Origin of the sequence: Sphingomonas suaedae, assembly GCF_007833215.1 — a bacterium.
In the GTDB taxonomy this organism is placed as follows: Bacteria; Pseudomonadota; Alphaproteobacteria; order Sphingomonadales; family Sphingomonadaceae; genus Sphingomonas; species Sphingomonas suaedae.
In genome coordinates this window covers 1,786,813-1,806,773 of record NZ_CP042239.1, presented here as the reverse complement: position 1 = coordinate 1,806,773, position 19,961 = coordinate 1,786,813, and the positions used below count along the sequence as shown (strand labels likewise).

The 19,961-nt window shown below is 67.2% G+C and carries 28 protein-coding genes; 8 read left to right on the top strand and 20 right to left on the bottom strand.

Going from position 1 to position 19,961, the window contains the following annotated elements; translation table 11 throughout:
• Positions 1 to 13: 13 nt before the first annotated feature.
• From FPZ54_RS08685 to hisB, 10 genes are all read right to left on the bottom strand, one after another.
• On the bottom strand, positions 14 to 1,594 hold the full coding sequence (locus FPZ54_RS08685) for an amino acid permease (RefSeq protein WP_145846459.1): 1,581 nt from the start codon (positions 1,592 to 1,594) through the stop codon (positions 14 to 16).
• 137 nt (positions 1,595 to 1,731) lie between these two features.
• On the bottom strand, positions 1,732 to 2,154 hold the full coding sequence (locus FPZ54_RS08680; protein WP_145846458.1) for an HIT domain-containing protein: 423 nt from the start codon (positions 2,152 to 2,154) through the stop codon (positions 1,732 to 1,734).
• A 148-nt stretch (positions 2,155 to 2,302) separates the two neighbouring features.
• Positions 2,303 to 2,623, bottom strand: coding sequence for a phosphoribosyl-ATP diphosphatase (locus tag FPZ54_RS08675; protein ID WP_145846456.1), 321 nt, complete (start codon positions 2,621 to 2,623; stop codon positions 2,303 to 2,305).
• A 31-nt stretch (positions 2,624 to 2,654) separates the two neighbouring features.
• Positions 2,655 to 2,840: a hypothetical protein gene (locus FPZ54_RS08670; RefSeq protein ID WP_145846454.1), complete on the bottom strand. Its 186-nt coding sequence runs from the start codon at positions 2,838 to 2,840 to the stop codon at positions 2,655 to 2,657.
• A 41-nt stretch (positions 2,841 to 2,881) separates the two neighbouring features.
• Positions 2,882 to 3,118, bottom strand: a complete 237-nt coding sequence (locus FPZ54_RS08665) for a PEP-CTERM sorting domain-containing protein (RefSeq protein WP_145846452.1) — start codon at positions 3,116 to 3,118, stop codon at positions 2,882 to 2,884.
• A gap of 123 nt (positions 3,119 to 3,241) precedes the next feature.
• Positions 3,242 to 4,009, bottom strand: a complete 768-nt coding sequence (gene hisF / locus FPZ54_RS08660; protein ID WP_145849650.1) for an imidazole glycerol phosphate synthase subunit HisF — start codon at positions 4,007 to 4,009, stop codon at positions 3,242 to 3,244.
• A 172-nt stretch (positions 4,010 to 4,181) separates the two neighbouring features.
• Complete coding sequence (gene hisA, locus FPZ54_RS08655; RefSeq protein ID WP_145846449.1) at positions 4,182 to 4,907, bottom strand: 1-(5-phosphoribosyl)-5-[(5-phosphoribosylamino)methylideneamino]imidazole-4-carboxamide isomerase; 726 nt, start codon at positions 4,905 to 4,907, stop codon at positions 4,182 to 4,184.
• Entirely contained in the window at positions 4,895 to 5,494 is a 600-nt protein-coding gene (gene hisH, locus FPZ54_RS08650) for an imidazole glycerol phosphate synthase subunit HisH (RefSeq protein ID WP_145846447.1), read from the bottom strand. Before hisH ends, hisA begins: the two co-directional genes overlap by 13 nt.
• Entirely contained in the window at positions 5,491 to 5,799 is a 309-nt protein-coding gene (locus FPZ54_RS08645) for a YciI family protein (protein ID WP_145846445.1), read from the bottom strand. The genes hisH and FPZ54_RS08645 overlap by 4 nt, the downstream gene beginning before the upstream one ends.
• On the bottom strand, positions 5,799 to 6,386 hold the full coding sequence (gene hisB / locus FPZ54_RS08640) for an imidazoleglycerol-phosphate dehydratase HisB (RefSeq protein ID WP_145846444.1): 588 nt from the start codon (positions 6,384 to 6,386) through the stop codon (positions 5,799 to 5,801). Before hisB ends, FPZ54_RS08645 begins: the two co-directional genes overlap by 1 nt.
• Before the next feature lie 105 nt (positions 6,387 to 6,491).
• Between hisB and FPZ54_RS08635 the strand changes: the two genes are divergently transcribed.
• The 7 genes from FPZ54_RS08635 to FPZ54_RS08610 all read left to right on the top strand — a co-directional run bounded on the left by FPZ54_RS08635 (position 6,492) and on the right by FPZ54_RS08610 (position 10,505).
• Positions 6,492 to 6,977, top strand: a complete 486-nt coding sequence (locus FPZ54_RS08635; protein ID WP_145846443.1) for an SspB family protein — start codon at positions 6,492 to 6,494, stop codon at positions 6,975 to 6,977.
• A gap of 53 nt (positions 6,978 to 7,030) precedes the next feature.
• Entirely contained in the window at positions 7,031 to 8,416 is a 1,386-nt protein-coding gene (gene fumC / locus FPZ54_RS08630) for a class II fumarate hydratase (protein WP_145846442.1), read from the top strand.
• Between the two features lie 64 nt (positions 8,417 to 8,480).
• Positions 8,481 to 8,615 (top strand): hypothetical protein, encoded by a 135-nt coding sequence (locus tag FPZ54_RS20330; RefSeq protein WP_277872328.1) that lies wholly within the window; start codon positions 8,481 to 8,483, stop codon positions 8,613 to 8,615.
• Positions 8,612 to 8,809, top strand: a complete 198-nt coding sequence (locus FPZ54_RS08625) for a hypothetical protein (RefSeq protein WP_145846440.1) — start codon at positions 8,612 to 8,614, stop codon at positions 8,807 to 8,809. The genes FPZ54_RS20330 and FPZ54_RS08625 overlap by 4 nt, the downstream gene beginning before the upstream one ends.
• Positions 8,806 to 8,997: a hypothetical protein gene (locus FPZ54_RS08620; protein WP_145846438.1), complete on the top strand. Its 192-nt coding sequence runs from the start codon at positions 8,806 to 8,808 to the stop codon at positions 8,995 to 8,997. Before FPZ54_RS08625 ends, FPZ54_RS08620 begins: the two co-directional genes overlap by 4 nt.
• Before the next feature lie 180 nt (positions 8,998 to 9,177).
• A complete protein-coding gene (gmk, locus tag FPZ54_RS08615; RefSeq protein ID WP_422396565.1) occupies positions 9,178 to 9,852 on the top strand; it encodes a guanylate kinase in 675 nt (224 codons plus the stop codon).
• Between the two features lie 74 nt (positions 9,853 to 9,926).
• Positions 9,927 to 10,505 carry a hypothetical protein gene (locus FPZ54_RS08610; RefSeq protein ID WP_145846434.1) on the top strand — a complete coding sequence of 193 codons (579 nt, stop codon included), beginning with the start codon at positions 9,927 to 9,929 and terminating at the stop codon, positions 10,503 to 10,505.
• A 244-nt stretch (positions 10,506 to 10,749) separates the two neighbouring features.
• Here the strand turns inward: FPZ54_RS08610 and FPZ54_RS08605 are convergent, their stop codons facing one another.
• The 10 genes from FPZ54_RS08605 to FPZ54_RS08560 form a co-directional block, all read right to left on the bottom strand.
• Positions 10,750 to 11,439, bottom strand: coding sequence for an ATP12 family chaperone protein (locus tag FPZ54_RS08605; protein ID WP_145846432.1), 690 nt, complete (start codon positions 11,437 to 11,439; stop codon positions 10,750 to 10,752).
• Positions 11,440 to 11,443: 4 nt separating this feature from the next.
• The gene (locus FPZ54_RS08600) at positions 11,444 to 11,671 is read right to left on the bottom strand and encodes a hypothetical protein (protein ID WP_239019768.1); all 228 of its coding nucleotides are present in this window, start codon (positions 11,669 to 11,671) and stop codon (positions 11,444 to 11,446) included.
• Positions 11,668 to 12,327, bottom strand: coding sequence for an HAD-IA family hydrolase (locus FPZ54_RS08595; RefSeq protein ID WP_145846430.1), 660 nt, complete (start codon positions 12,325 to 12,327; stop codon positions 11,668 to 11,670). Before FPZ54_RS08595 ends, FPZ54_RS08600 begins: the two co-directional genes overlap by 4 nt.
• Positions 12,324 to 13,463, bottom strand: coding sequence for an RluA family pseudouridine synthase (locus FPZ54_RS08590; protein ID WP_145846429.1), 1,140 nt, complete (start codon positions 13,461 to 13,463; stop codon positions 12,324 to 12,326). Before FPZ54_RS08590 ends, FPZ54_RS08595 begins: the two co-directional genes overlap by 4 nt.
• Positions 13,460 to 13,840, bottom strand: coding sequence for a fluoride efflux transporter CrcB (gene crcB / locus FPZ54_RS08585; RefSeq protein WP_145846428.1), 381 nt, complete (start codon positions 13,838 to 13,840; stop codon positions 13,460 to 13,462). The genes FPZ54_RS08590 and crcB overlap by 4 nt, the downstream gene beginning before the upstream one ends.
• A gap of 43 nt (positions 13,841 to 13,883) precedes the next feature.
• Positions 13,884 to 14,438 carry a class I SAM-dependent methyltransferase gene (locus tag FPZ54_RS08580; RefSeq protein ID WP_145846426.1) on the bottom strand — a complete coding sequence of 185 codons (555 nt, stop codon included), beginning with the start codon at positions 14,436 to 14,438 and terminating at the stop codon, positions 13,884 to 13,886.
• The gene (locus tag FPZ54_RS08575; protein ID WP_239019767.1) at positions 14,435 to 15,760 is read right to left on the bottom strand and encodes an APC family permease; all 1,326 of its coding nucleotides are present in this window, start codon (positions 15,758 to 15,760) and stop codon (positions 14,435 to 14,437) included. The genes FPZ54_RS08580 and FPZ54_RS08575 overlap by 4 nt, the downstream gene beginning before the upstream one ends.
• Positions 15,761 to 15,840: 80 nt before the next feature.
• Entirely contained in the window at positions 15,841 to 16,134 is a 294-nt protein-coding gene (locus tag FPZ54_RS08570; RefSeq protein ID WP_145846425.1) for a winged helix-turn-helix domain-containing protein, read from the bottom strand.
• 5 nt (positions 16,135 to 16,139) lie between these two features.
• A complete protein-coding gene (locus tag FPZ54_RS08565; RefSeq protein WP_145846423.1) occupies positions 16,140 to 16,757 on the bottom strand; it encodes a hypothetical protein in 618 nt (205 codons plus the stop codon).
• A complete protein-coding gene (locus tag FPZ54_RS08560; RefSeq protein ID WP_186456969.1) occupies positions 16,754 to 17,974 on the bottom strand; it encodes an acyltransferase family protein in 1,221 nt (406 codons plus the stop codon). The genes FPZ54_RS08565 and FPZ54_RS08560 overlap by 4 nt, the downstream gene beginning before the upstream one ends.
• A gap of 244 nt (positions 17,975 to 18,218) precedes the next feature.
• On the opposite strand from FPZ54_RS08560, the gene FPZ54_RS08555 reads away from it, so the two are divergent.
• Positions 18,219 to 19,958, top strand: coding sequence for a DUF885 domain-containing protein (locus FPZ54_RS08555; RefSeq protein ID WP_222428374.1), 1,740 nt, complete (start codon positions 18,219 to 18,221; stop codon positions 19,956 to 19,958).
• Positions 19,959 to 19,961 lie beyond the last annotated feature (3 nt).

The window sequence follows — 19,961 nt, the reverse complement described above, 5'->3', positions numbered from 1 at the left end:
GAATTGCGGTCGATCAGCGGCGGTCTTCGTCGTCCACACCGGGAATGCCGGGATCGATGTCCTGAACCTCGCTCTCGTGCACCACGACGATGCCGCGGCCGAGATGGCTCTTGCGATAGCCGTAGAGAAAATAGATCACCAGGCCGATTGCGCCCCAGATCGGCAGCACCAGCATCGCTTCCAGCGGCAGGTTGACGAACAGGAAGATACAGCCAGCAACCGTCGCCGGGCCGACGAACCACAGTGCCGGGGTGCGGAACACCCGCTTGCGGTTGGGTTCGACCTTGCGCAGCATCATCACCGCGATCGCCACCATCATGAACGCGAACAGCGTCCCGGCATTGGCAATGTCGGCGAGCTTGCCGACCGGGAGCAGCGCCGCAGCGAAGGCCACGACCACGCCGGTGATGGCGGTGACGACATAGGGCGTCTTCCACTTCGGGTGGATCTTCGAGAGCCCCTCGGGCAGCAGGCCGTCGCGCGACATCACGAAGAAGATGCGCGTCTGGGCGAACAGCAGGACGAGGATCACCGACGGCAGCGCGACGAAGGCGGCGATGCCGAGCAGGTTGCCGATGCCCGAGAAGCCGATCTGGCGCAGCACATGCGCCAGCGCCTCGTCCGAGCAGACCAGCGGGAGGGTGTTGGCGGAGAAGGTGGCGCACTGACGCGCCAGCTCTTCCGAACCGGCGGGGAAGGGGACTCCGTTCGGCCCCATGATCGGCTGTCCGCCGATCGTTCCGATCGCGCCGGCCGCAACGAGAATGTAGAAGACGGTGCAGAACAGCAGCGAGCCGATCAGGCCGATCGGCACGTTGCGCTGGGGGTTCTTGGTTTCCTCGGCGGCGGTCGAAACCGCGTCGAAGCCGACATAGGCGAAGAAGATCGTTGCGGCCGCGCCGACCGCGCCGAGCCCGGTGCCAAGGCCGCCAAACACCCCTGCGGGCAGGAAGGGATTGAACTTGTCCATCTCCGCCTGGGGCAGGGTCAGGATGATGAATGCGGTCAATGCGGTCACCTTGATCGCAACCAGCACGGCGTTGACCTTGGCGCTTTCGGACGTGCCGATCATCAACAAACCGGTGACCAGCAGCGCGATGAACACCGCCGGCAGGTTGATGAGGCCACCCTCGACCCCGCCCAACGCCAGCGGCGCGCCGGCCAGGAAGGCAGGAAGCCCGACGCCGGTAAACTCTGTAATCAAGCCATTGAGATAGCCGGACCATCCCACCGAAACGGCGCTTGCCGCCACGGCATATTCCAGCACCAGCGCCCAGCCGACGGTCCAGGCGAGCAATTCGCCCATGACGGAATAGGTATAGGTATAGGCGGAACCTGCTACGGGGATCATCGCCGCGATCTCGGCATAGCAGAGCGCTGCGACGACGCAGATCGCCCCGGCAATGGCAAAGGCGAGCATCAACCCTGGCCCTGCCTTTTGCGCGCCTGCGGCGGTCAGCACGAAAATGCCGGTGCCGATGATGCAACCGATGCCGAACAGCATCAGCTGGAAAGCGCCAAGCGAGCGGTGCAGAGACTTTTTCTCCGCGGTCGCCAAGATGGCGTCGAGAGGTTTCACTCGACCGAAAATCATGCAGTCATCCCCTTGATCGGCGCGGCTTTGGCCTTGGTCGCCGAAGATACGAAAGCGCGGAGCCTAGTCGCAAAACCGGGCGGTGCAATCCCCCAGTTACAGGACGGATCGATCGACGATTGGCCCCGTTGCCTGCGTCACCCGATCGGATCGCCGCGCGCGATCATCGCATCGACCGTTGCCGGGTCGACCAGCAGCGGGCCGAGCGGGCGCCCGGCGAAGATATGGACATGGAGATGCCCGATCGTCTGATGGGCGTGCGGGCCGGTATTCGCGAGCAGGCGGTACCCCGGCGCGACCAGCCCGGCGGAACGTGCGACCTTGCCCACGGCACGGACAAACCCGGCGATCTCCGCGTCGCTGGCCCTGTCGGTGAAATCGTCCCATGAGACATAGGCCCCCTTGGGAAGCACCAGAATGTGGGTCGGCGCCTGCGGATTGATATCGGGAATGGCGAGCGCGAATTCGTCCTCATAGACGGGCTTCGACGGAATTTCCCCGCGCAGGATCTTCGCGAAGATATTCTGGTCGTCATAGGGCTGCGTGGCGTCGACGGGCATGAAAGGACTCCTTTGACACCCCAATACCGATCCCGTCATCCCCGCGAAAGCGGGGACCCATCTCCCGCACTCTCCATGCTCGAACCGGTGCAGTTTGACGCGGCAGCACGAGATGGGTCCCCGCTTTCGCGGGGATGACGGGGTTGAGTTAGTCCGCCCGACCCGCCTTTTCATCGATCCCGGACACGCCCTCGCGCCGCGCCAGCTCAGCGCGGACATCGTCGAGGCTCAGGTCCATGTCGGCGAGCAGGACGAGCAGATGGAAGATCAGGTCTGCGGCCTCGCCGGTCAGCCCCGCGCGATCGTCCTGTACCGCAGCGATGGCGGCCTCGACCGCTTCCTCGCCGAGTTTCTGCGCGATCTTGGCGCGACCCTTGGCGGTGAGTTTCGCGACATAGGACGCCGCCGGGTCGCCCGAGCGGCGGTCGCGGATCACGGCTTCGAGCGTGTCGAGGATATCGTCGGCCATGGCTGCGCACTCGGTCAGCGTGGCGTGTGTGTCAATCCTCGCGCCGCGCACGGGCGCGGCGGCGCATTGCGCGCTGGGCGAGCCAGATGCCGCCCGCGGCCATCGCCGCGAGCGCCAGGTCTGACAATTCGGGCATCGTCCGGCGGCTGACCTCCCCGCTATGCGCGGCCAGCGCCGGGGCGGCGGTCAGCAGGAGGAGGGGCAGGGCGCGGAACATGCGCGCAGCCTAGCCCTGCAACCCTGCTAAATCGTTTAGCTTCAATCCTCGGCCTTGCGGCGGCGGCGCATAATCGCGGCGCCGGCGATGCCGAGCGCGAACAGGCCGATCGCGGCGGGTTCGGGGATCGAGGTGGGGCTGCCGCCCGACGATCCGTTGCCACCGCCTGAGGACGAGCCCGGCGGCGTCGAGCTGCTGGGCGGCTTGTCATAGGCCAGCGCGGGCGCTGCGGCGAGGGCGGCGGCGAGCGCGGCGAAGCGAAGGCTGTTGCGAATCATGGGTGTCTCCCTTTCCCGTGGTCGTCGGACAAGGACGCAAGAAGTCTGCCATCCGTCGCGACCGCCCGCAGACGGGGGCAGGCGAAGGTTAACGCCGCGCCACCCTAACCGGTAACTGTCAAGTTAACCGACGGTACGAACCGGAATTCCTGCTGCCGCCAGCGCGCGATGGGCATCGGCGATGCTGGCCTGGCCGAAATGGAAGATCGATGCCGCCAGCACCGCGCTGGCGTGGCCGTCAACGATCCCGGCGACCAGATCGTCCAGCCCGCCGACCCCGCCCGATGCCACCACCGGCACGCGGACCTGATCGGCAATGGTGCGGATCAGTTCCAGATCATAGCCGTCCCGCGTGCCGTCGCGGTCCATCGAGGTGAGGAGCAACTCGCCCGCGCCCAGCCGGGCGAGGTTGAGGGCGTGTTCGACCGCGTCGATCCCGGTCGGCTTGCGCCCGCCATGGGTGAATACCTCCCAACGGCCGGGCGCAACCTGCCGCGCGTCGACCGAGGCGACGACGCACTGGCTGCCCATCTTCTGCGCGATGTCGGCAACCAGTTCGGGGCGGGCGACCGCGGCGGAATTGACCGCGACCTTGTCCGCCCCGGCGAGCAGCAGCGCGCGCGCATCCTCGACGCTGCGCACCCCGCCGCCGACGGTCAATGGCATGAAGCACACCTCGGCGGTGCGGCGGACGACATCCAGGATCGTTCCGCGCGCTTCGTGGCTGGCGGTGATGTCGAGGAAACAGAGTTCGTCGGCGCCCGCCGCGTCATAGGCGCGCGCCTGCTCGACCGGATCGCCGGCATCGACCAGATCGACGAAGTTCACGCCCTTCACGACCCGCCCCCCGGCGACGTCGAGACAGGGAATGACGCGCGCGCGGACGGTCATCATTCCTCCCCCAGCTCGCTGGGGGAGGGGGACCGCCGCGCAGCGGTGGTGGAGGGGCGGCCGCGCAGACGGCCGGGAGCCACTGGAAAAAATTCCGCCCTCTGCGGGGCGGCCCCTCCACCACCTTCGGCGGTCCCCCTCCCCCGTTGGGGGAGGAATTGCAGAGCCATCCTCACGCCGCCACCCTCAGCGCCTCGGCCAGATCGAGCCGCCCATCGTACAGCGCCCGCCCGGTAATCACCCCCTCGATCCCCGGCTGGCCGACCAGCGCGTGGATGTCCTCGATCCCCGCCACGCCGCCGCTGGCGATCACGGGAATCGGTACCTCGGCGGCCAGCGCCACTGTCGCCTCGACATTGCACCCCTTGAGCAGCCCGTCGCGCCCGACATCGGTGAACAGCAGCGCGGCGACGCCGGCATCCTCGAACCGGCGGCCCAGTTCGGCGACGGGGACGGTCGAGACGTCGGCCCAGCCCTTGGTCGCGACAAAGCCGTCGCGGGCGTCCACCGCCACGACCACGCGGCCGGGGTGGGCGGCGGCGGTCTCGCGCACGAAATCGGGGTCCTCCAGCGCGGCGGTTCCGATCACCACGCGGGTCACGCCGAGTTCGATCCAGCGCTCGACCGACGCGCGGTTGCGGATGCCGCCGCCCAGCTGGATCCTGCCCGCAAAGCGATCGACGATCGCCGCCACCGCGACGCCGTTGATCGATTCCCCCGCGAACGCTCCGTCGAGATCGACGACATGCAGCCAGTCGGCTCCCGCCTGCGCGAACAAGGCGGCCTGCGCGGCGGGATCGTCGCCATAGACGGTAGCGCGGGTCATATCCCCCTCGGCGAGGCGGACGACCTGTCCGGCCTTGAGGTCGATGGCGGGGAAAACGATCACGGCTTCCATCCTAGAAAACGCTGGAGAAGCGCCAGCCCGTAGCGCTGGCTCTTTTCGGGGTGGAACTGCACCCCCAGGATATTGTCGCGCCCGATCGCGGCGGTGACGGGGCCGCCATGCTCGGTAATCGCCAGCACCCCGCTGCCGGTATAAGCATAGCTGTGCAGGAAATAGGCCTCGCCCGGTTCGATCAACGGATGCGGGGCAAGGGGGGTGACGTCGTTCCACCCCATATGCGGGACATGGACCTGCGTGGCGGGAAGCGCGCGCACCACCCCGTCCATCCAGCCAAGCCCGTCATGGCTGCCATGTTCCTCGCCGCGCGTGGCGAGCAACTGCATCCCGACGCACACGCCCAGAAATGGCGCGCCCTGTTCCAGCACGCGGCGCTCCATCGCATCCACCATGTCGGGGATCGCGCGCAGCCCGGCCGCGCACGCGCCGAACGCGCCGACACCGGGCAGGACGATACGGTCGGCCTTGGCCACCGCATCGGGATCGGCGGTGACGGCGATGTCCACCGCCCCCGCGGCTTTCAGCGCATTGTGGACCGAATGAAGATTGCCCGCGCCATAATCGATCAGCGCGATCGTCATGACAGCAGCGGCGCCAATGCGTCGGCGGCGAAGCTCGCGGCGATCTCGGTCACGCTCGCGGTCGCGACGCCGGAACTCACGAACGGGTCGGTCGCGGCAAAGGCCTCCACCTCGGCGCGACGGCCTCGGCACAGGATGACGCCGCCGGTGCGCGGCACCTGCCGCCCGGCGATCAGCAGCAGCCCTTCGTCGAATCCGGCTTCCAGCCAGGCGACATGTGCCGCCATCTGCGCATCGACCGCTTCGATCGGCGCGACATAGCTCAACGTGATGACGCAGACCGGAGCCGCGTCCAGCCGCGCCATTACAGCGTCCCCTTGGTGCTCGGGATCGCATCTGCCTTACGCGGGTCGATCTCCACCGCCTCACGCAGCGCGCGGGCCAGGCCCTTGAACGCGGCCTCCGCGATATGGTGGTTGTTGCTGCCGTACAGCGTCTCGACATGCAGCGTCAGGCCCGCAGTCTGGGCGAAGCTGTGGAACCAGTGTTCGAACATCTCGGTATCCATCTCGCCGAGGCGCTTCTGGCTGAACTCGGTCTTCCACACCAGGTACGGCCGTCCCGAAATATCGAGTGCGACGCGCGTCAGCGTCTCGTCCATCGGGCTGAGCGCATCGGCGTAGCGGCGGATCCCGCGCTTGTCGCCCAGCGCCTTGGCCACCGCCTCGCCGATCGCAAGCCCCGTGTCCTCGACCGTGTGATGCTGGTCGATATGCAGGTCGCCGACGGTCTTGACGTCCAGGTCGATCAGCGAATGGCGCGAAAGCTGCTCCAGCATATGGTCGAAGAATCCGATCCCGGTGGAGATCGCATAGCTGCCGCTGCCGTCGAGATTGACGGTCACATCGACCGAGGTTTCGCTCGTCTTGCGGCTGATCGTCGCGGTGCGCATGGGCACGCTCCATAGCGGCTGCGCGGGCGGGTGCAATCATCGCAACGCTTGGGCGGCCCCGCAACAAATCTTGACCACCTCGCTGGTGTCGTTAGGTCAGGGGGCATGACCGGCAATGTACCCGACAGCTTGATTCCCTATGACGAGATCGTCCAGGAGGCGCTGCGCGCCGTCGTGGGCCGGGTTCTCGACCAGGTCGCCGCGACCGGCGCGCTGCCGGGCACGCACCATTTCTACATCACGTTCAAGACGCGCGCGCCCGGCGTGGATATTCCCGACCGGCTGCTCGAACGCTTCCCGGACGAGATGACGATCGTGCTCCAGCATCGGTTCTGGGACCTGAAGGTCGACGACAACCGCTTCTCCGTGGGTCTCAGCTTCAACCAGATCCCGTCGCTGCTGGTGATTCCCTTCGCCGCAATCACCGGATTCCACGACCCTGCGGTCAATTTCGAGCTGCGCTTCCAGGCCGCCGAAGACCCCGACGGCCCCGAGCCGCATGACGAGGCGGAAAACGACGAACCCCCCGTCGCCGCCCCGGTCGAGGATGGGTCGAACGTCGTCGCGGTGGACTTCAAGCGCAAGAAATAAGGGTTGCGTCGCAGCGCTCGCACCCCAGCTTTGGCGGGGATGATGGAGGCTGCATGACTGACACCCGTACCGAAACCGACTCGATCGGCGCGATCGAGGTTCCCGCCGACGCCTATTGGGGCGCGCAGACCCAGCGAAGCATCGAGAATTTCCCGTTCGGCGCGACCGAGCGGATGCCGATCGGGATCGTGCGGGCGCAGGCGATCGTCAAGCAGGCGGCGGCGCGGGTGAACCGGCGCCACGGGCTCGACGGCGAACTCGCCGACGCGATCGAGGCCGCGGCGGCAGAAGTCGCGGCGGGCGAGCTCGACGACCAGTTTCCGCTGGTCATCTGGCAGACCGGCAGCGGCACGCAGACCAACATGAACGTCAACGAGGTGATCGCCGGCCGCGCCAACGAGATGCTGGCGGGAACGCGCGGCGGCAAGTCGCCGGTCCATCCCAACGATCACGTCAATATGAGCCAGTCGTCGAACGACAGCTTTCCCACCGCACTTCACGTCGCGGCGGTGCTGGCGACGCGCGATGCGCTGGTCCCGGCGCTCGACCGGCTGACCGGCGCGCTGATCGCGAAGGCGGAGGCGTGGGAGCATATCGTCAAGATCGGCCGCACGCATACGCAGGATGCGACCCCGCTGACGCTCGGCCAGGAATTTTCGGGCTATGCCGCGCAACTGGTCAGCTGCAAGGCGCGGATCGAAGGCGCACTCAACGGCAATCTGCGCAAGCTCGCCATCGGCGGCACCGCGGTCGGCACGGGCCTCAATGCGCCCGAAGGCTGGGCAAACGATATGGCGACCGCCATTTCGGACATCACCGGCACTGCGTTCGAACCTGCGCCCAATACGTTCGAACAGCTCGCCGCCAAGGACGGCCTCGTCTTCTTTTCCGGCGCGCTCAACACGCTGGCGGTGGCGCTCAACAAGATCGCCAACGACATCCGCTTCCTCGGATCCGGCCCGCGCTCGGGCCTGGGCGAACTCTCGCTTCCCGCCAACGAGCCGGGCAGTTCGATCATGCCGGGCAAGGTCAACCCGACCCAATGCGAGTCGCTGACGATGGTCGCCGCGCAGGTGATCGGCAATCACCAGGCGGTGACCGTGGGCGGGATGCAGGGGCATTTCGAGCTCAACGTGTTCATGCCGCTGATCGGCGCGAACGTGTTGCGCTCGATCCACCTGCTCAGCGTCGGGATGGAGAGCTTCGCCGAACGCTGCGTCGACGGCATGACCGCGAACGAGGGCCGCATCGCCGAGCTGGTCGACCGCTCGCTGATGCTGGTCACCGCGCTCGCGCCCGAGATCGGTTACGACAATGCCGCCAAGATCGCCAAGACCGCCCATGAGCAGGGAACGACGCTGCGCGAGGCGGGACTTGCGCTCGGTCTCGTCGATGCCGACACCTTTGATCGGCTCGTCCGCCCGGAAAAGATGGTGTGATCGCGCGCCGCGATGGAACCGGTTGAGCGTTCGCGCTTTTCCACCTCGAAGCGGAGGTTGGTTAATGGACGCATCGGTTATCGGGGCGCTGCTCGGCGGCATTGCAGCGGCATTCGCGGGCGCAGCCTTCTGGACGGGGCTGCGCGGCATCGGCGAAGTCTTCGATTTCGCCACCGGCAACAAGGAATTCGGACGATGATCGGCGAACTCGTGGCAGGCTATATCGGCCAGAAGATCGATGAGAGCGATGGCGAGGGCGGCACGCTCGGCGCGCTCGCCGGTGTCGCGACGTGGAAGGTGGCGAAGACCGTCGTCCCCGCCGCGATCGTCATCGGGACCTTCGCGCTCGGCGCGCGCTATCTCTCGCGCCGCTGGAAGGCGCGCGCGGCATGATCCGTACCCTCTTCGCCGCTCTGCTCGGCCGCGCCATCGATCGGCGCGACGGGCGTGACGGGATGAAGGGGGCGATCATCGGGGCGATGGGCCAGCGTGCGCTGACCCGCATGGGCCCGTTCGGCTGGGTGATCGGCGGAGCGATCCTGCTGTGGTCGCTGCTTACTGGTCGCCGCCGCCGCTATTGAGTTCGCCTTCCGGCGAAACGGCACCAGCCCGCTCCCCCGCCCGGCCACCCATTTCAGAATATCCTGCCGATGGGTGGCCGGGCGGGGGAGCGGGCTGGTGCCGCAACCGATCCGGCCGCGCCGGGTCGGAAAAAAGCGCCCGCGCTTGACGTGACGCCTGCCTCCGCGCCAATGGCGCGCATGGCGCATCGCGATTCCAAATTCGAATTCGACCGCAGGGGCGTGCTCTTCGTCCTGTCTTCCCCCTCGGGCGCGGGCAAGTCCACCATCGCGCGCAAGTTGCTCGAGCGCGAGCCGGGCATGGGCGTATCGGTCTCCGCGACCACGCGCCCGATGCGTGAGGGCGAAGAGGACGGCCGCGAATATCATTTCGTGACGACCGAGAAATTCAAGGAATTGGCCGCGCGCCACGAATTTCTCGAATGGGCGCACGTCTTCAACTATCGCTACGGCACCCCGCGCGAGCCGGTGAAGAAGATGCTCGCCGCCGGGCAGGACGTATTGTTCGACGTCGACTGGCAGGGCGCGCAACAGCTGTTCCAGCTCGAGGGCGGCGATGTCGTGCGCGTGTTCATCGTGCCGCCGTCGCTGGCCGAGTTGGAAAAGCGCCTGCGCGATCGCGCGACCGACAGCGAGGACGTGATCCAGTATCGCATGAAGCGCGCGGAGCGCGAGCTGTCGCACTGGGACGGCTATGACTATGTCGTCGTCAACGACGATCTCGACGCGTGTTTCGAGAAGGTTCACACGATCCTGAAGGCCGAACGCGAGAAGCGCTCGCGCAAGCCCGGCCTGATCGGATTCGTGCGCGAGCGGCAGGAAGAGGCGATCGAAATGGGTCTCGCCACCCGATGACCCGATAGGCAATTTGCCCTTCGCCACCGCTCCCGTAACGCGTTAGGCTGGCGCCGAAACAAGGGAGAGCCGAAATGCCGAGAATATTGATGGGCGGCCTGCTTGGCGGGATCGCGATGTGGGTCGTCGGGTTCATCTTCTGGGGCACGCCGCTATCTATGCTGGCGACCAGCAATGCAGGCGACAGCGCCAGCGTCGCGATCCAGTCCGTGCTGGCCCAGCATCTGGGGCCGAACGGAAGCGGCGCCTATCCGATCCCCTGGCCCGGAACGCCGCTCGGCACCCAGGCTTATGGCGAGGGACCGATCGCGCTCGTCCTGTTCAACACCAATGGCTATGCACTGCCCGATACCGGGTCGCTGGTCGGCGGGCTGATCCTGAGCATCGTCTGCGCGCTGGTGCTGGCGTTCGCGCTCAGCCGGGTGACCGGCGGCATGTCCTTTGCACAGCGGCTCACCGCGGTCGGCCTGTTCGCCGTGGCGATCACCGCCTACAGCCAGCTGGGCCAGCCGATCTTCAACCACGCGCCGACGGGCTATTTCGTCTATCTGTGGATCAGCGAGATTGCCGGGTGGCTGGCGGCGGGGGCAGCGATCGCCTGGATGCTGCCGAAGGGGCGCATGGCACCGGGCGAACCGGACTCGACGATCTGACCGGCAACTCCCTGTTCCCCGGCGAAGGCCGGGGCCCAGTACCGATGCGATACAGACGTCGGCCCGCGCTTTAGTCCTCTCGGAACCGGACCCCGGCCTTCGCCCGGGGGACGGCCTGAACTCCGATGACGTCAGCTTAACCTAGCAGTCGTTGCGAGCGCAGCGAAGCAACCCAGTGCGTCCCGTGACCCCCTTGGTGGCTTCGCTGCGCTTGCAATGAAGATCCCCTTTGGGTCATGCCGTTCTAGAGCAACGACAGGAACCGGACCGCCGCGTCATAGTCGGCGCGGCGGGCGGCACGGGCCGCGCGGGCGAGTTCGTCTTCGCCCCAATGCTCGACCTGCCAGTCCTCGTCGAGATTGGCGGCGGACCAGACATCCTCGGGATCGGCTGCGCGGTCGAGCAGGGCCAGCGCAACGACCAGCGAGCCGGTGATCGTTACGAGGGGCGACAGGCCCGCCAGCTCGAACGGCGCACGCGATGCGACGGCGGTCGCGAGACGGTCGATCGCCTCCGGCGATTGCGCCACATGGACGATGCCGCTGGTCGCCTTCAATTCGGCGCCGTGCCGATCCTTCGCCCAGGCGAGCAACGGGTCCCAGCTCGCCGCCTGGCGCAATTGCAGTTCCAGCGGATGCTCCGCGCGATAGCAGAGCAGGTCGCTCTCGCCATATTTGGAAAGGCCTGCGGCGAAGGCGTGCGGATCGGGCGCGATCCGGTCGATCGCCGCATTGGCGAGGCCGGTGAGTGGCATCGCCCGCGGATCGATCGTCTCGCCCACCGCGCGCCACTCCTCCGCCACCGCCTCGGCGAGCGCGGGGCTGGGCAGCGTCAGCGGCGCGCGGCCGGGGGTCCGTACCGGGCGCCCGTCGAGTTGCAGATCATGCCCGCCCTGCGCCGGAACCAGCGCGACGTCCTTCCAGAATCGTTTCATCTACCTACTCGGGCGGCGGCGTGCGCCAGCGGCGTGCGAGCGCGCGCGGCACCACGGCGATGCAATAGAGGCCCGAAATCAGGATCGCCGCGCCCAGGATGCGCATCCACATGGAATCGGCCTTGCCCATGATGACGAGTCCGAAGACCGCGCCTGCCACCGCGACGATCTGTGACGAGACCATCATGTAATAACGCGCGCGGGCAGGATCGTCGCTCACATCGTTGCTCACAGGGCCTCCAGCAGCGCCGACAGGTCGCGGGCATGGTCGAGGACATGGCGCGCACCGGCAGCGTGCAATTCATGCGCTTCGTGATAGCCCCATGCAACCCCGACGGCGTGCGCGCCTGCATTCACCGCCATCGCAATGTCATAGCTGGTGTCGCCGATCATCACCGTCTCGGCTGGGTCACCGCCCGCCTCGGCGATCGCGGCGTGCAGCATCGCGGGATGCGGCTTGGAGGGGTGGCGGTCGGCGGTCTGGAGCGTGACGAAGCGGGGGGTGAGGCCGTGATGCTCCAGGATCAGCGCCAGCCCGCGATCCGACTTGCCAGTCGCAACCCCAAGCAGCCATCCCGTGTCGCTCAGCGCCTCGATCGCCTCGGCAACGCCATCGAACAGCGGCTCGGGATCGAGCGCCGCGTCCATCCGCATCGCGTGAAACGCATTTTTGTACGCTTCGGCCATCGCGACGTGCATTGCCGCCTCGGCCTGTGGCAGCAATTGCGCGATTGCCGGGACCAGGCTCAGCCCGACGATCCGGCGGATATCCGCGCGCGTCGGCGGCTCCAGACGGTGCTGGACGAAGCACGCCTCCATCGCGCGGCAGATATTGGCCTGCGAATCGACCAGCGTCCCATCGCAATCGAACACGGCGAGACGGGTCATGGCCTTTTGGTCGGCTTCCGCGCGGGCTTTGCCTTTTTCGCCGTGGTGTCGCGGCGTCCCTGCCGTTCGCCGCGCCGTTCCTTGCGCACCGTCTTCGCATGGGCCTTCGCGCGGGCCTTTTCCTGCTCCTTGGTCGGCGGCGCCTTCTCGTCGGGCGGCAGCTTTTCGCCATCCTCGATGTCGAAGCCCAGCTGGACCAACGTCTCGGCGAAGTGGGTCGGCAGGTCGGCGGTCACGTCCAGCTTGCCGCCATCGGGATGGTCGATGCGGATGCGGCGCGAATGCAGGTGCATCTTGCGGCTGATACTGCCCGACAGGAACGCTTCGGCCATGCCGTACTTCCCGTCGCCGACGATCGGATGGCCGATCGCCGCCATATGGACGCGCAGCTGATGCGTGCGCCCGGTATGCGGCTGTAGCTCGACCCAGGCGGCGCGGTTGCCGGCGCGGTCGATTACGCGATAGCGGGTGCGCGCGGGCTGGCCGTCCTTTTCGTCGACCTGCATCTTCTCGCCGCCGGTGCCGGGCTGCTTGCCCAGCGGCAGGTCGATATAGCCGTCCTCGATGCTCGGCACCCCGACAACGATCGCCCAATAGGTCTTGCGCGCGGTCCGCCCCGAAAAGCTCTTCGAGAAATAGGCCGCCGCGCGTGCCGTCCGCGCCAGCACCAGCGCCCCTGACGTATCCTTGTCGAGCCGGTGGACCAGCTTGGGCCGCGTATCGAGGTCGAAATAGAGGCCGTCGAGCAGCTGGTCGACATGGTCGTGCGTCTTGGTACCGCCCTGCGTCGCGAGGCCCGGCGGCTTGTTGAGCACCATCGCCTGCGCGTCGCGATGGATCACCATCGATTCGGCGAACTCCATCTGCTCGGGCGAGAGCTGCGGACGCGCCTTTTTGGGCTTGGCCGTGCTCGTGGTCACGGCCTCGGCCGGCGGCACGCGGATCACCTGCCCCGCCTGGATGCGATCCCCCGGCGTCGCGCGCGCGCCATCGACGCGCAGCTGCCCGGTCCGCGCCCAGCGCGAGACGATGTTGAAGCTGGTGTCGGGCAGATGCCGCTTGAACCAGCGATCGAGCCGGATGCCGTCATCGTCGAGCGCGACGGTGAACTGGCGGACATTCGCCTCGACGCTCATGCGACCACCATCCGGCTGACCTGCAGCCCAGCGAACAGCGCCGCGATCGAGAAGATCACCGAGGCGAGGATATAGATCAGCGCCGCCATATATTCGTTGCGCTGGAGCATCAGCACGGTCTCGAGCGAGAAGGCCGAAAAGGTGGTGAACCCACCGAGCACGCCGACGCCGAGCAAGTAGCGCAACGCCTGGTCGCCGCCCGCGCGCGCGGCGAGCCAGCCGACCAGCAGCCCCATCGCGAACCCGCCCAGGATATTGACCGTCAGCGTGCCGAGCGGCAGCCCCGGCCCGAACAGTGCAAAGGTCGCCCGGCCGACCAGATGCCGTGCACCGGCGCCGATCGCGCCGCCCAGCATGACGAGAAGAAGATGGACCATCGCCCGCCGTTAGCGCGGAAACGGCACGCGGTCGATGCCTGCCCTATTCGCGCTCCGGCACCGTCCAGAAATAGATCGTCCGCCCATTGATCGTCTGCTCCTTCTCCGGCTCCCAGTCGCCCATGCGAAAGGCATGGCTGACGATCCGCGTTCCGGGCTTCAACTCGGCGAGCAATTTGGGCCGCAATTTCTCGTTCAGCGTATCGAGCAAATAGAGGGTGACGACGCTGGCGTCGCTGAAGTCGCTGGTGAACAGGTCCGCCTGCCTGAACGTCACCTCGTCGGTCACGCCCGCCGCCGCAGCGTTCGCATTGGCCTCCTTGATCCGCTGCGGGTCGATGTCGATGCCGGTCGCCTTGACCTTCACCCGCTTCGCCGCCGCGATCGGGATGCGCCCGTCGCCCGAGCCGAGGTCGTACAGCACGTCGCCGTCGCGCAACGCCACCATGTCGAGCATCGCCTCCACCACTTCGGGCGGGGTGGGGACGTAGATCACATCCGGCGTCTGGCTCGGCGCCGAGACGGCAGTCGGCGGTGTCGGCGGCTGGATCGCGCTTCCGGCGACCAGTGCCGCCGCCGCGAGGATCATGAACTTCATTCCGATCGCTCCTCTTCGGGCCTGAGGAACAGCAGCAGCACGGCGCCCGCAGCCAGCACTGCCACCCCCGCCAACGCCCCCCAGCCGGTATAAGCGAGACTCGACCATAGCAGATATGCGGTCGTCGCGCAGAAGATTGCGGGGAGCACGGGGTAGAGCGGCACGCGAAACGGCCGGACCGCCCCGGGTTCGCGCGCGCGCAGCACGAACAGCGACAGCCCGGCAAGCAACAGGAACAGCCAGAAGACCGGCGCGGTATATTCCACCGCCACCCGGAACCCGTCGCGCGCCAGTCCGCCGAGCGCGACCAGCAGCAATGCGATCGCCCCCTGCGCTACCAGCGCATTGCCCGGCGTGTCGCGCGCGCTGTCCCACCGCCCCAGCCAGCGCAGCGCGCCAAAGCGGCGGCCCAGCGCGCAGGCGGTGCGTCCGCCGGTGATCGCCGTCGCATTGGCGCTGGTGAGCGCGGCGATCGCGATCGCGCCGCTGATCACCGCCGCCCCGCCATCGCCCAGCGCGCGCCGCATCAGCTCCGCCGCCACCGCATCGCTTGCGGCCATTCCGGCAAGCCCCAGCGCGTTGAGGAAGGCGAGGTTGACCAGCACATAGAGCAAGGTGACCAGCGCCAGCGCCGCGCACAGGATCGCGGCGATGCGACGCGGCGGGTCCTTCATCTCGGCCGACACATAGACCGCCTCGCTCCACCCGCCATAAGAGAGGAGGACGAACACCATCACCAGCCCGAACGCGCCGCCGCCATCGACCGGCGCGGCGGGCGCGGCCCCGGCGGGGGCGATCGCAAGACCCGCGACGATGATCGTGAGCAGCCCCAGCACCTCGGCGAGGGTCAGCCAGCGCTGCGCCTGCGTTCCCCAGCGCACCCCCAGCCAGTTGATCGCGGTCACGGCTACGACCGCCAGTGCCGCCCAGATTGCAGGACCGGCGGGGCCGAGCGGGAGCACTACCTGAAGATAGTCGCCGACGATGAAGGCGAGCAGCGCGAGCGATCCGGTCTGGATCACCGCGAGCCGCGCCCAGGCATAGAGAAAGGCGATGCGCTGCCCGAAGGCGCGGCCGATGAAGTGATAGTCGCCCCCCATATGCGGCCAGGCGGCGGCCATTTCGGCATAACAGAGTGCGCCGACGATCGAGAGCAGGCCGCCCGCCACCCAGGCGAGGATCATCACGGTCGCATCGCTCGATACCCCCGCCACCAGCGCGGGCGTCCGGAAGATCCCTGCGCCGACGACGATCCCTACGGTAAGCGCGAACACATCGACCGCGCCAAGCGTGCGGCGCGGCTGCATCGATTCGGTGGTCACAGGGTCGGCATCCGGCAGTCTCCGGGGGAGGGGGGCTGTCGATCGCGGGTGCAACGGACGGCAGGGGAGCGGGTTCCCCCTTATGCGATCAGCTTGACCAGCGCTTCAAGATAGGCGGCGAACGCCTTGCGCCCCTCCGGGGTCATGCGCGCGCGGGTCAGCGGCTTGCGGCCCGAAAAGCTCTTGTCGATCGCGATATAGCCCGCCTCCTCGAGCTTGCGCAGATGCACGGAAAGATTGCCCTGCGTCGCCTGCAACAGCGCCTTCAGTTCGTTGAACTCCGCAACCTCGGCATCGGCAAGATAGGCCATGATCCCCAGCCGCATCCGGCCGTGGATCACGTCGTCAATCTTGCCGATGTCGAAATCCTTCATCGCCGTCAGCTATTCGCCGCGCCGCGCATCAGGATCCAGCCGGGAAGTGCCATCAGCAGGAACAGGGCCACGCCGATCAGCAGGATGAACACTTCCATCCGGTCGATCGTCAGCGCCCCCAGCATCGCCGCGCCGAACCAGCCGATCGACACCAGCCCCAGCCAGCCGCGGCGGCGGATCGCGAACGCCACATACCAGACCGCGCCCTGCACCACCGCGATCATCAGCGGGTGAAACAGGAAGATGCCCATGTCCTGATAGCGCCAGGCGAGATAGCCGAAGATCACCGCTGTTGTCATCGCGGCAAGGCCGGAACTGCCGAATGCGGCGTTGAGTGCCCGCGACGCCATGCCATGGGGCACCGCATCGCGGTTGCGCCGCGAAAGCCAGATGATCAGGCCGATAAACACCACCGAAGGGAGAAACCCGGCGGTCAGATGCACCGCTACCGGCGCCTGCCAGCCGCTGATATAAATCGCCCATTGGGCGATGCACTGAACGCCATAGCACAGCCCGCCTGCCAACAGCGCTTCTCCCAGCGACGCCTGCACCGCGCCGCCATCGCTCACCAGCGCGCGGACGAAGGCGAGGTCGTCGCGCGCGCTCTGGGCCGGATCGGTCATGCGGTCTGCACCTCCATCGATTGTGACCGGGCGGCGCGGGGATAGGCGCGACCGTTGAGCCAGCGACCCAGAAAGCTGCGCCGCACCAGAAGGTGATAGCTGGCGAACAGGATAAGGGAAGCGCCCGCGATCACCATGGCGAACTTGACCAGTGCCGGGGCCGCGACCGGATAGACCAGCACCTGCAGCGCCATCACCACCGGCAGATGGACCAGATAGATCCAGTAGGAGGAGTCGGCGACATAGCGGATCCAGGGCCGTTCGGCGTCGAGGAAGCACAGCGCCGCACCCAGCAGCCCGAGCGTCCAGCACCAGCTCGCGATCATATAGGCGGCGGCGAGCAGCACGGGGGCGGCTGGCCCTGCCGCCAGCGTGAACGGGGACACCCCGGCAATGTGCAGCAACAGCCCGCCGGTGAGCAGGACCGCGCCGATCAGGTGCAGCGGCCAGCGTGCCGCGACCCGGCTCAGCAGCTCCGGCTGGCGCTGCAGCAGCCACCCGGCAAGGAAGGCGGTTCCATAAGCCGCGCTCGCCGCCGCATTGGGGATCAGGCCGATATCGGGGGTGGGGATACCCATCACCGGCATCCATCCCGGTGTTCCGGCCAGCAGCAGCGTCGCGGGCACGGCCAGCAGCACGGTAATCGCTCCGGTGCGGATCGCGCCCGCCACCAGCGGGTCGGCGACGCGTGCCGCGACGCGCCCGTCGCGGTCCACCAGTCGTGCGACGCCGCGCAGCGCGAGCGCGGCGAGGTAGAACAGGGTGAGCAAATAGAGGAACCACAGATGCGTCAGCGGCAGCGTCGCCAGCGTCGGCGGCGGGGGCGCTGGCTGGTTGGTCGGCAGCGCGCCGCCGTTCATCACCGCCGCCCCCCACACGAAGGTCGCGATGATACCGGCAAGCGCCAGCGGCCAGAAGGCGAAGAGCGGCCCGACGATGCGCTTCGCACGGTCCGCGACGAAGCCGCCGGTTCCGCGCCGCTCGAGCAGCATCCGCCCGAAAAACCCTGCGATCAGGAAGAACAGGGTCATGCGGAACATGTGCGCGACGATCGTGAAGTTGCCGATCAGCGGATCGGCGGCGTCGCGTACGACCCAGAATTGCGGGCCGGGCACGAAGCTCAGGCTGGCATGAAAGGCGACACCGAGCAGCAACGCGCCGCCACGGACGGCGTCGAGTGCGTGCAGCCGGGTCGGCGGCGTACCGGTCTCAGTCATCGAAAGCCTCCTGTGCGAATCAATCACAACATCGAGATATCGAAAACTGGTTTGTAGCGCAAACCTGTTGAAACGAGCCAAAAGCGAGGGCGCCGGGTCTCCGAAGGCGGTCGCGCTTGCAATGTTGGAGCTGATTTGCTTGCCTTTTGTGATGAACATATCCCTCATCAGGCGTCGTCGCTTTGGCCGTTCCGTCCTGCGTGACACAGGCGCTAAAGTGTCTGCTTCATCCGTCACGGCGGTCATGGCGCTTGCGCTGGCCACCCCGGTGGCGGCCAACCCGTCGGACGAGTTCCGCACGCTGCTCGACGATCATTTCGACTGGGTGCTCAAGGAAAATCCGGGCTTCGCACGATCGGTCGGCGTCGATATCGATCCGACCGCGGTCGGCGACGTCAGCCTTGCGGCGGAGGATCGGCGGGCTCAGGCGGAGGCCGTTTTCCTGAAGCGGCTCGACGCCATTCCCGATGCCGGACTCACGCCCGCGCAACGCACTGACAAGGCGATCCTGCGCCGGCTGCTGTCCGAAAGCATCGAGGGCAACGGCTTCGGCCAGCGCACCATCCTGTTCACCAGCTATTCCAACCCCTGGCAGGGCGCGGCGGGGCAGGGGGAGCGGACGGCGTTCCGGCGCAAGTCGGACTATGCCGCCTATCTCGACCGGCTCGCCAAATTCCCGGCGACCAACGATACGCTGATCCACATCACGGCGCAGGCGGTGAAGGGCGGCTATGTCCAGCCCTGCGTCAGCCTGGTCGGGTTCGAAGGCACGATCACCGGCGTGATCCAGCAGGATGCGACCCAATCGCGCTTCTATGCGCCGTTCACCCGTACCAAGCCGGTCGATGCCACCGACGCCGAATGGGCGGCGCTGCAGGCGCGGGCGAAGAAGACGGTGACCGAGGTGATCAACCCGGCCTATGCCAAGGCGGCGGATTTTTATCGCACCAGCTATGCACCCAAATGCGCCAAGACGGTGGGGGTGTCGGCGCAGCCCGACGGCGCGCGCTACTATGCCTTCCGCATCCGTCAACTGACCACCACAGACCTGACCGCCGACCAGATCCACAAGGTCGGGCTTGACGAGGTCGCGCGCATTCGCGCCGAGATGGAGAAGGTGGCGAAGGACGCCGGCTTCGCCACGCGCGAAGCCTTTGTCGAAGAGCTTCGCACCAACCCCAAATATTACGCCAGGACGCCCGAGGAGCTGATGGCCGCCGCCGCGCTGCAGGCGAAGGAGATCGACGGCAAGATGCCGGGCTTCTTCAACCGCCTGCCGCGGCTTCCCTATGGCCTGCGCCGCATCCCTGCGGAGACGGCGGAGGGGACGACCACCGCCTATTACGGCCCGGGCAATCCCGAACTGGGGATGGCCGGCCATTATTACGTCAACACCTCGAAGCTCGACCAGCGCCCGCTCTACGAACTGCCTGCGCTGACCGCGCATGAAGCGGTGCCCGGCCATCACCACCAGATCGCGCTGCAGCAGGAGCTGGAGACCGCGAAATTCCGCCGTTACCTCGCCAATTTCACCGCCTTTACCGAAGGGTGGGGGCTGTATGCGGAGCGTGTCGGGATCGAGATGGGCCTGTACGACACCCCCGAAAAGCAGATGGGGCGGCTGTCCTACGAGATGTGGCGCGCGTGCCGCCTTGTCGTCGATACCGGCATCCATTCCAAGGGCTGGACCAAGGAACAGGCGGTCAAGTTCATGCTCGACAATACCGCGCTGTCCGCCGCGAACATCGATGCGGAGGTCAATCGCTATATCAGCTGGCCGGGCCAGGCGCTGGGCTACAAGCTCGGCGAGCTCAAGATCCGTGAACTGCGCGCGCGGGCCGAACAGGCACTGGGCAACGACTTCGACCTCAAGCGCTTCCACGATGCCGTGCTGGAGCAGGGGGCGGTGCCGCTCGACGTGCTCGACGCCCAGATCGACATCTTCATCGCTGCCGAGAAGGAGCGGATCGCCAAGGCTGGCTGAGGC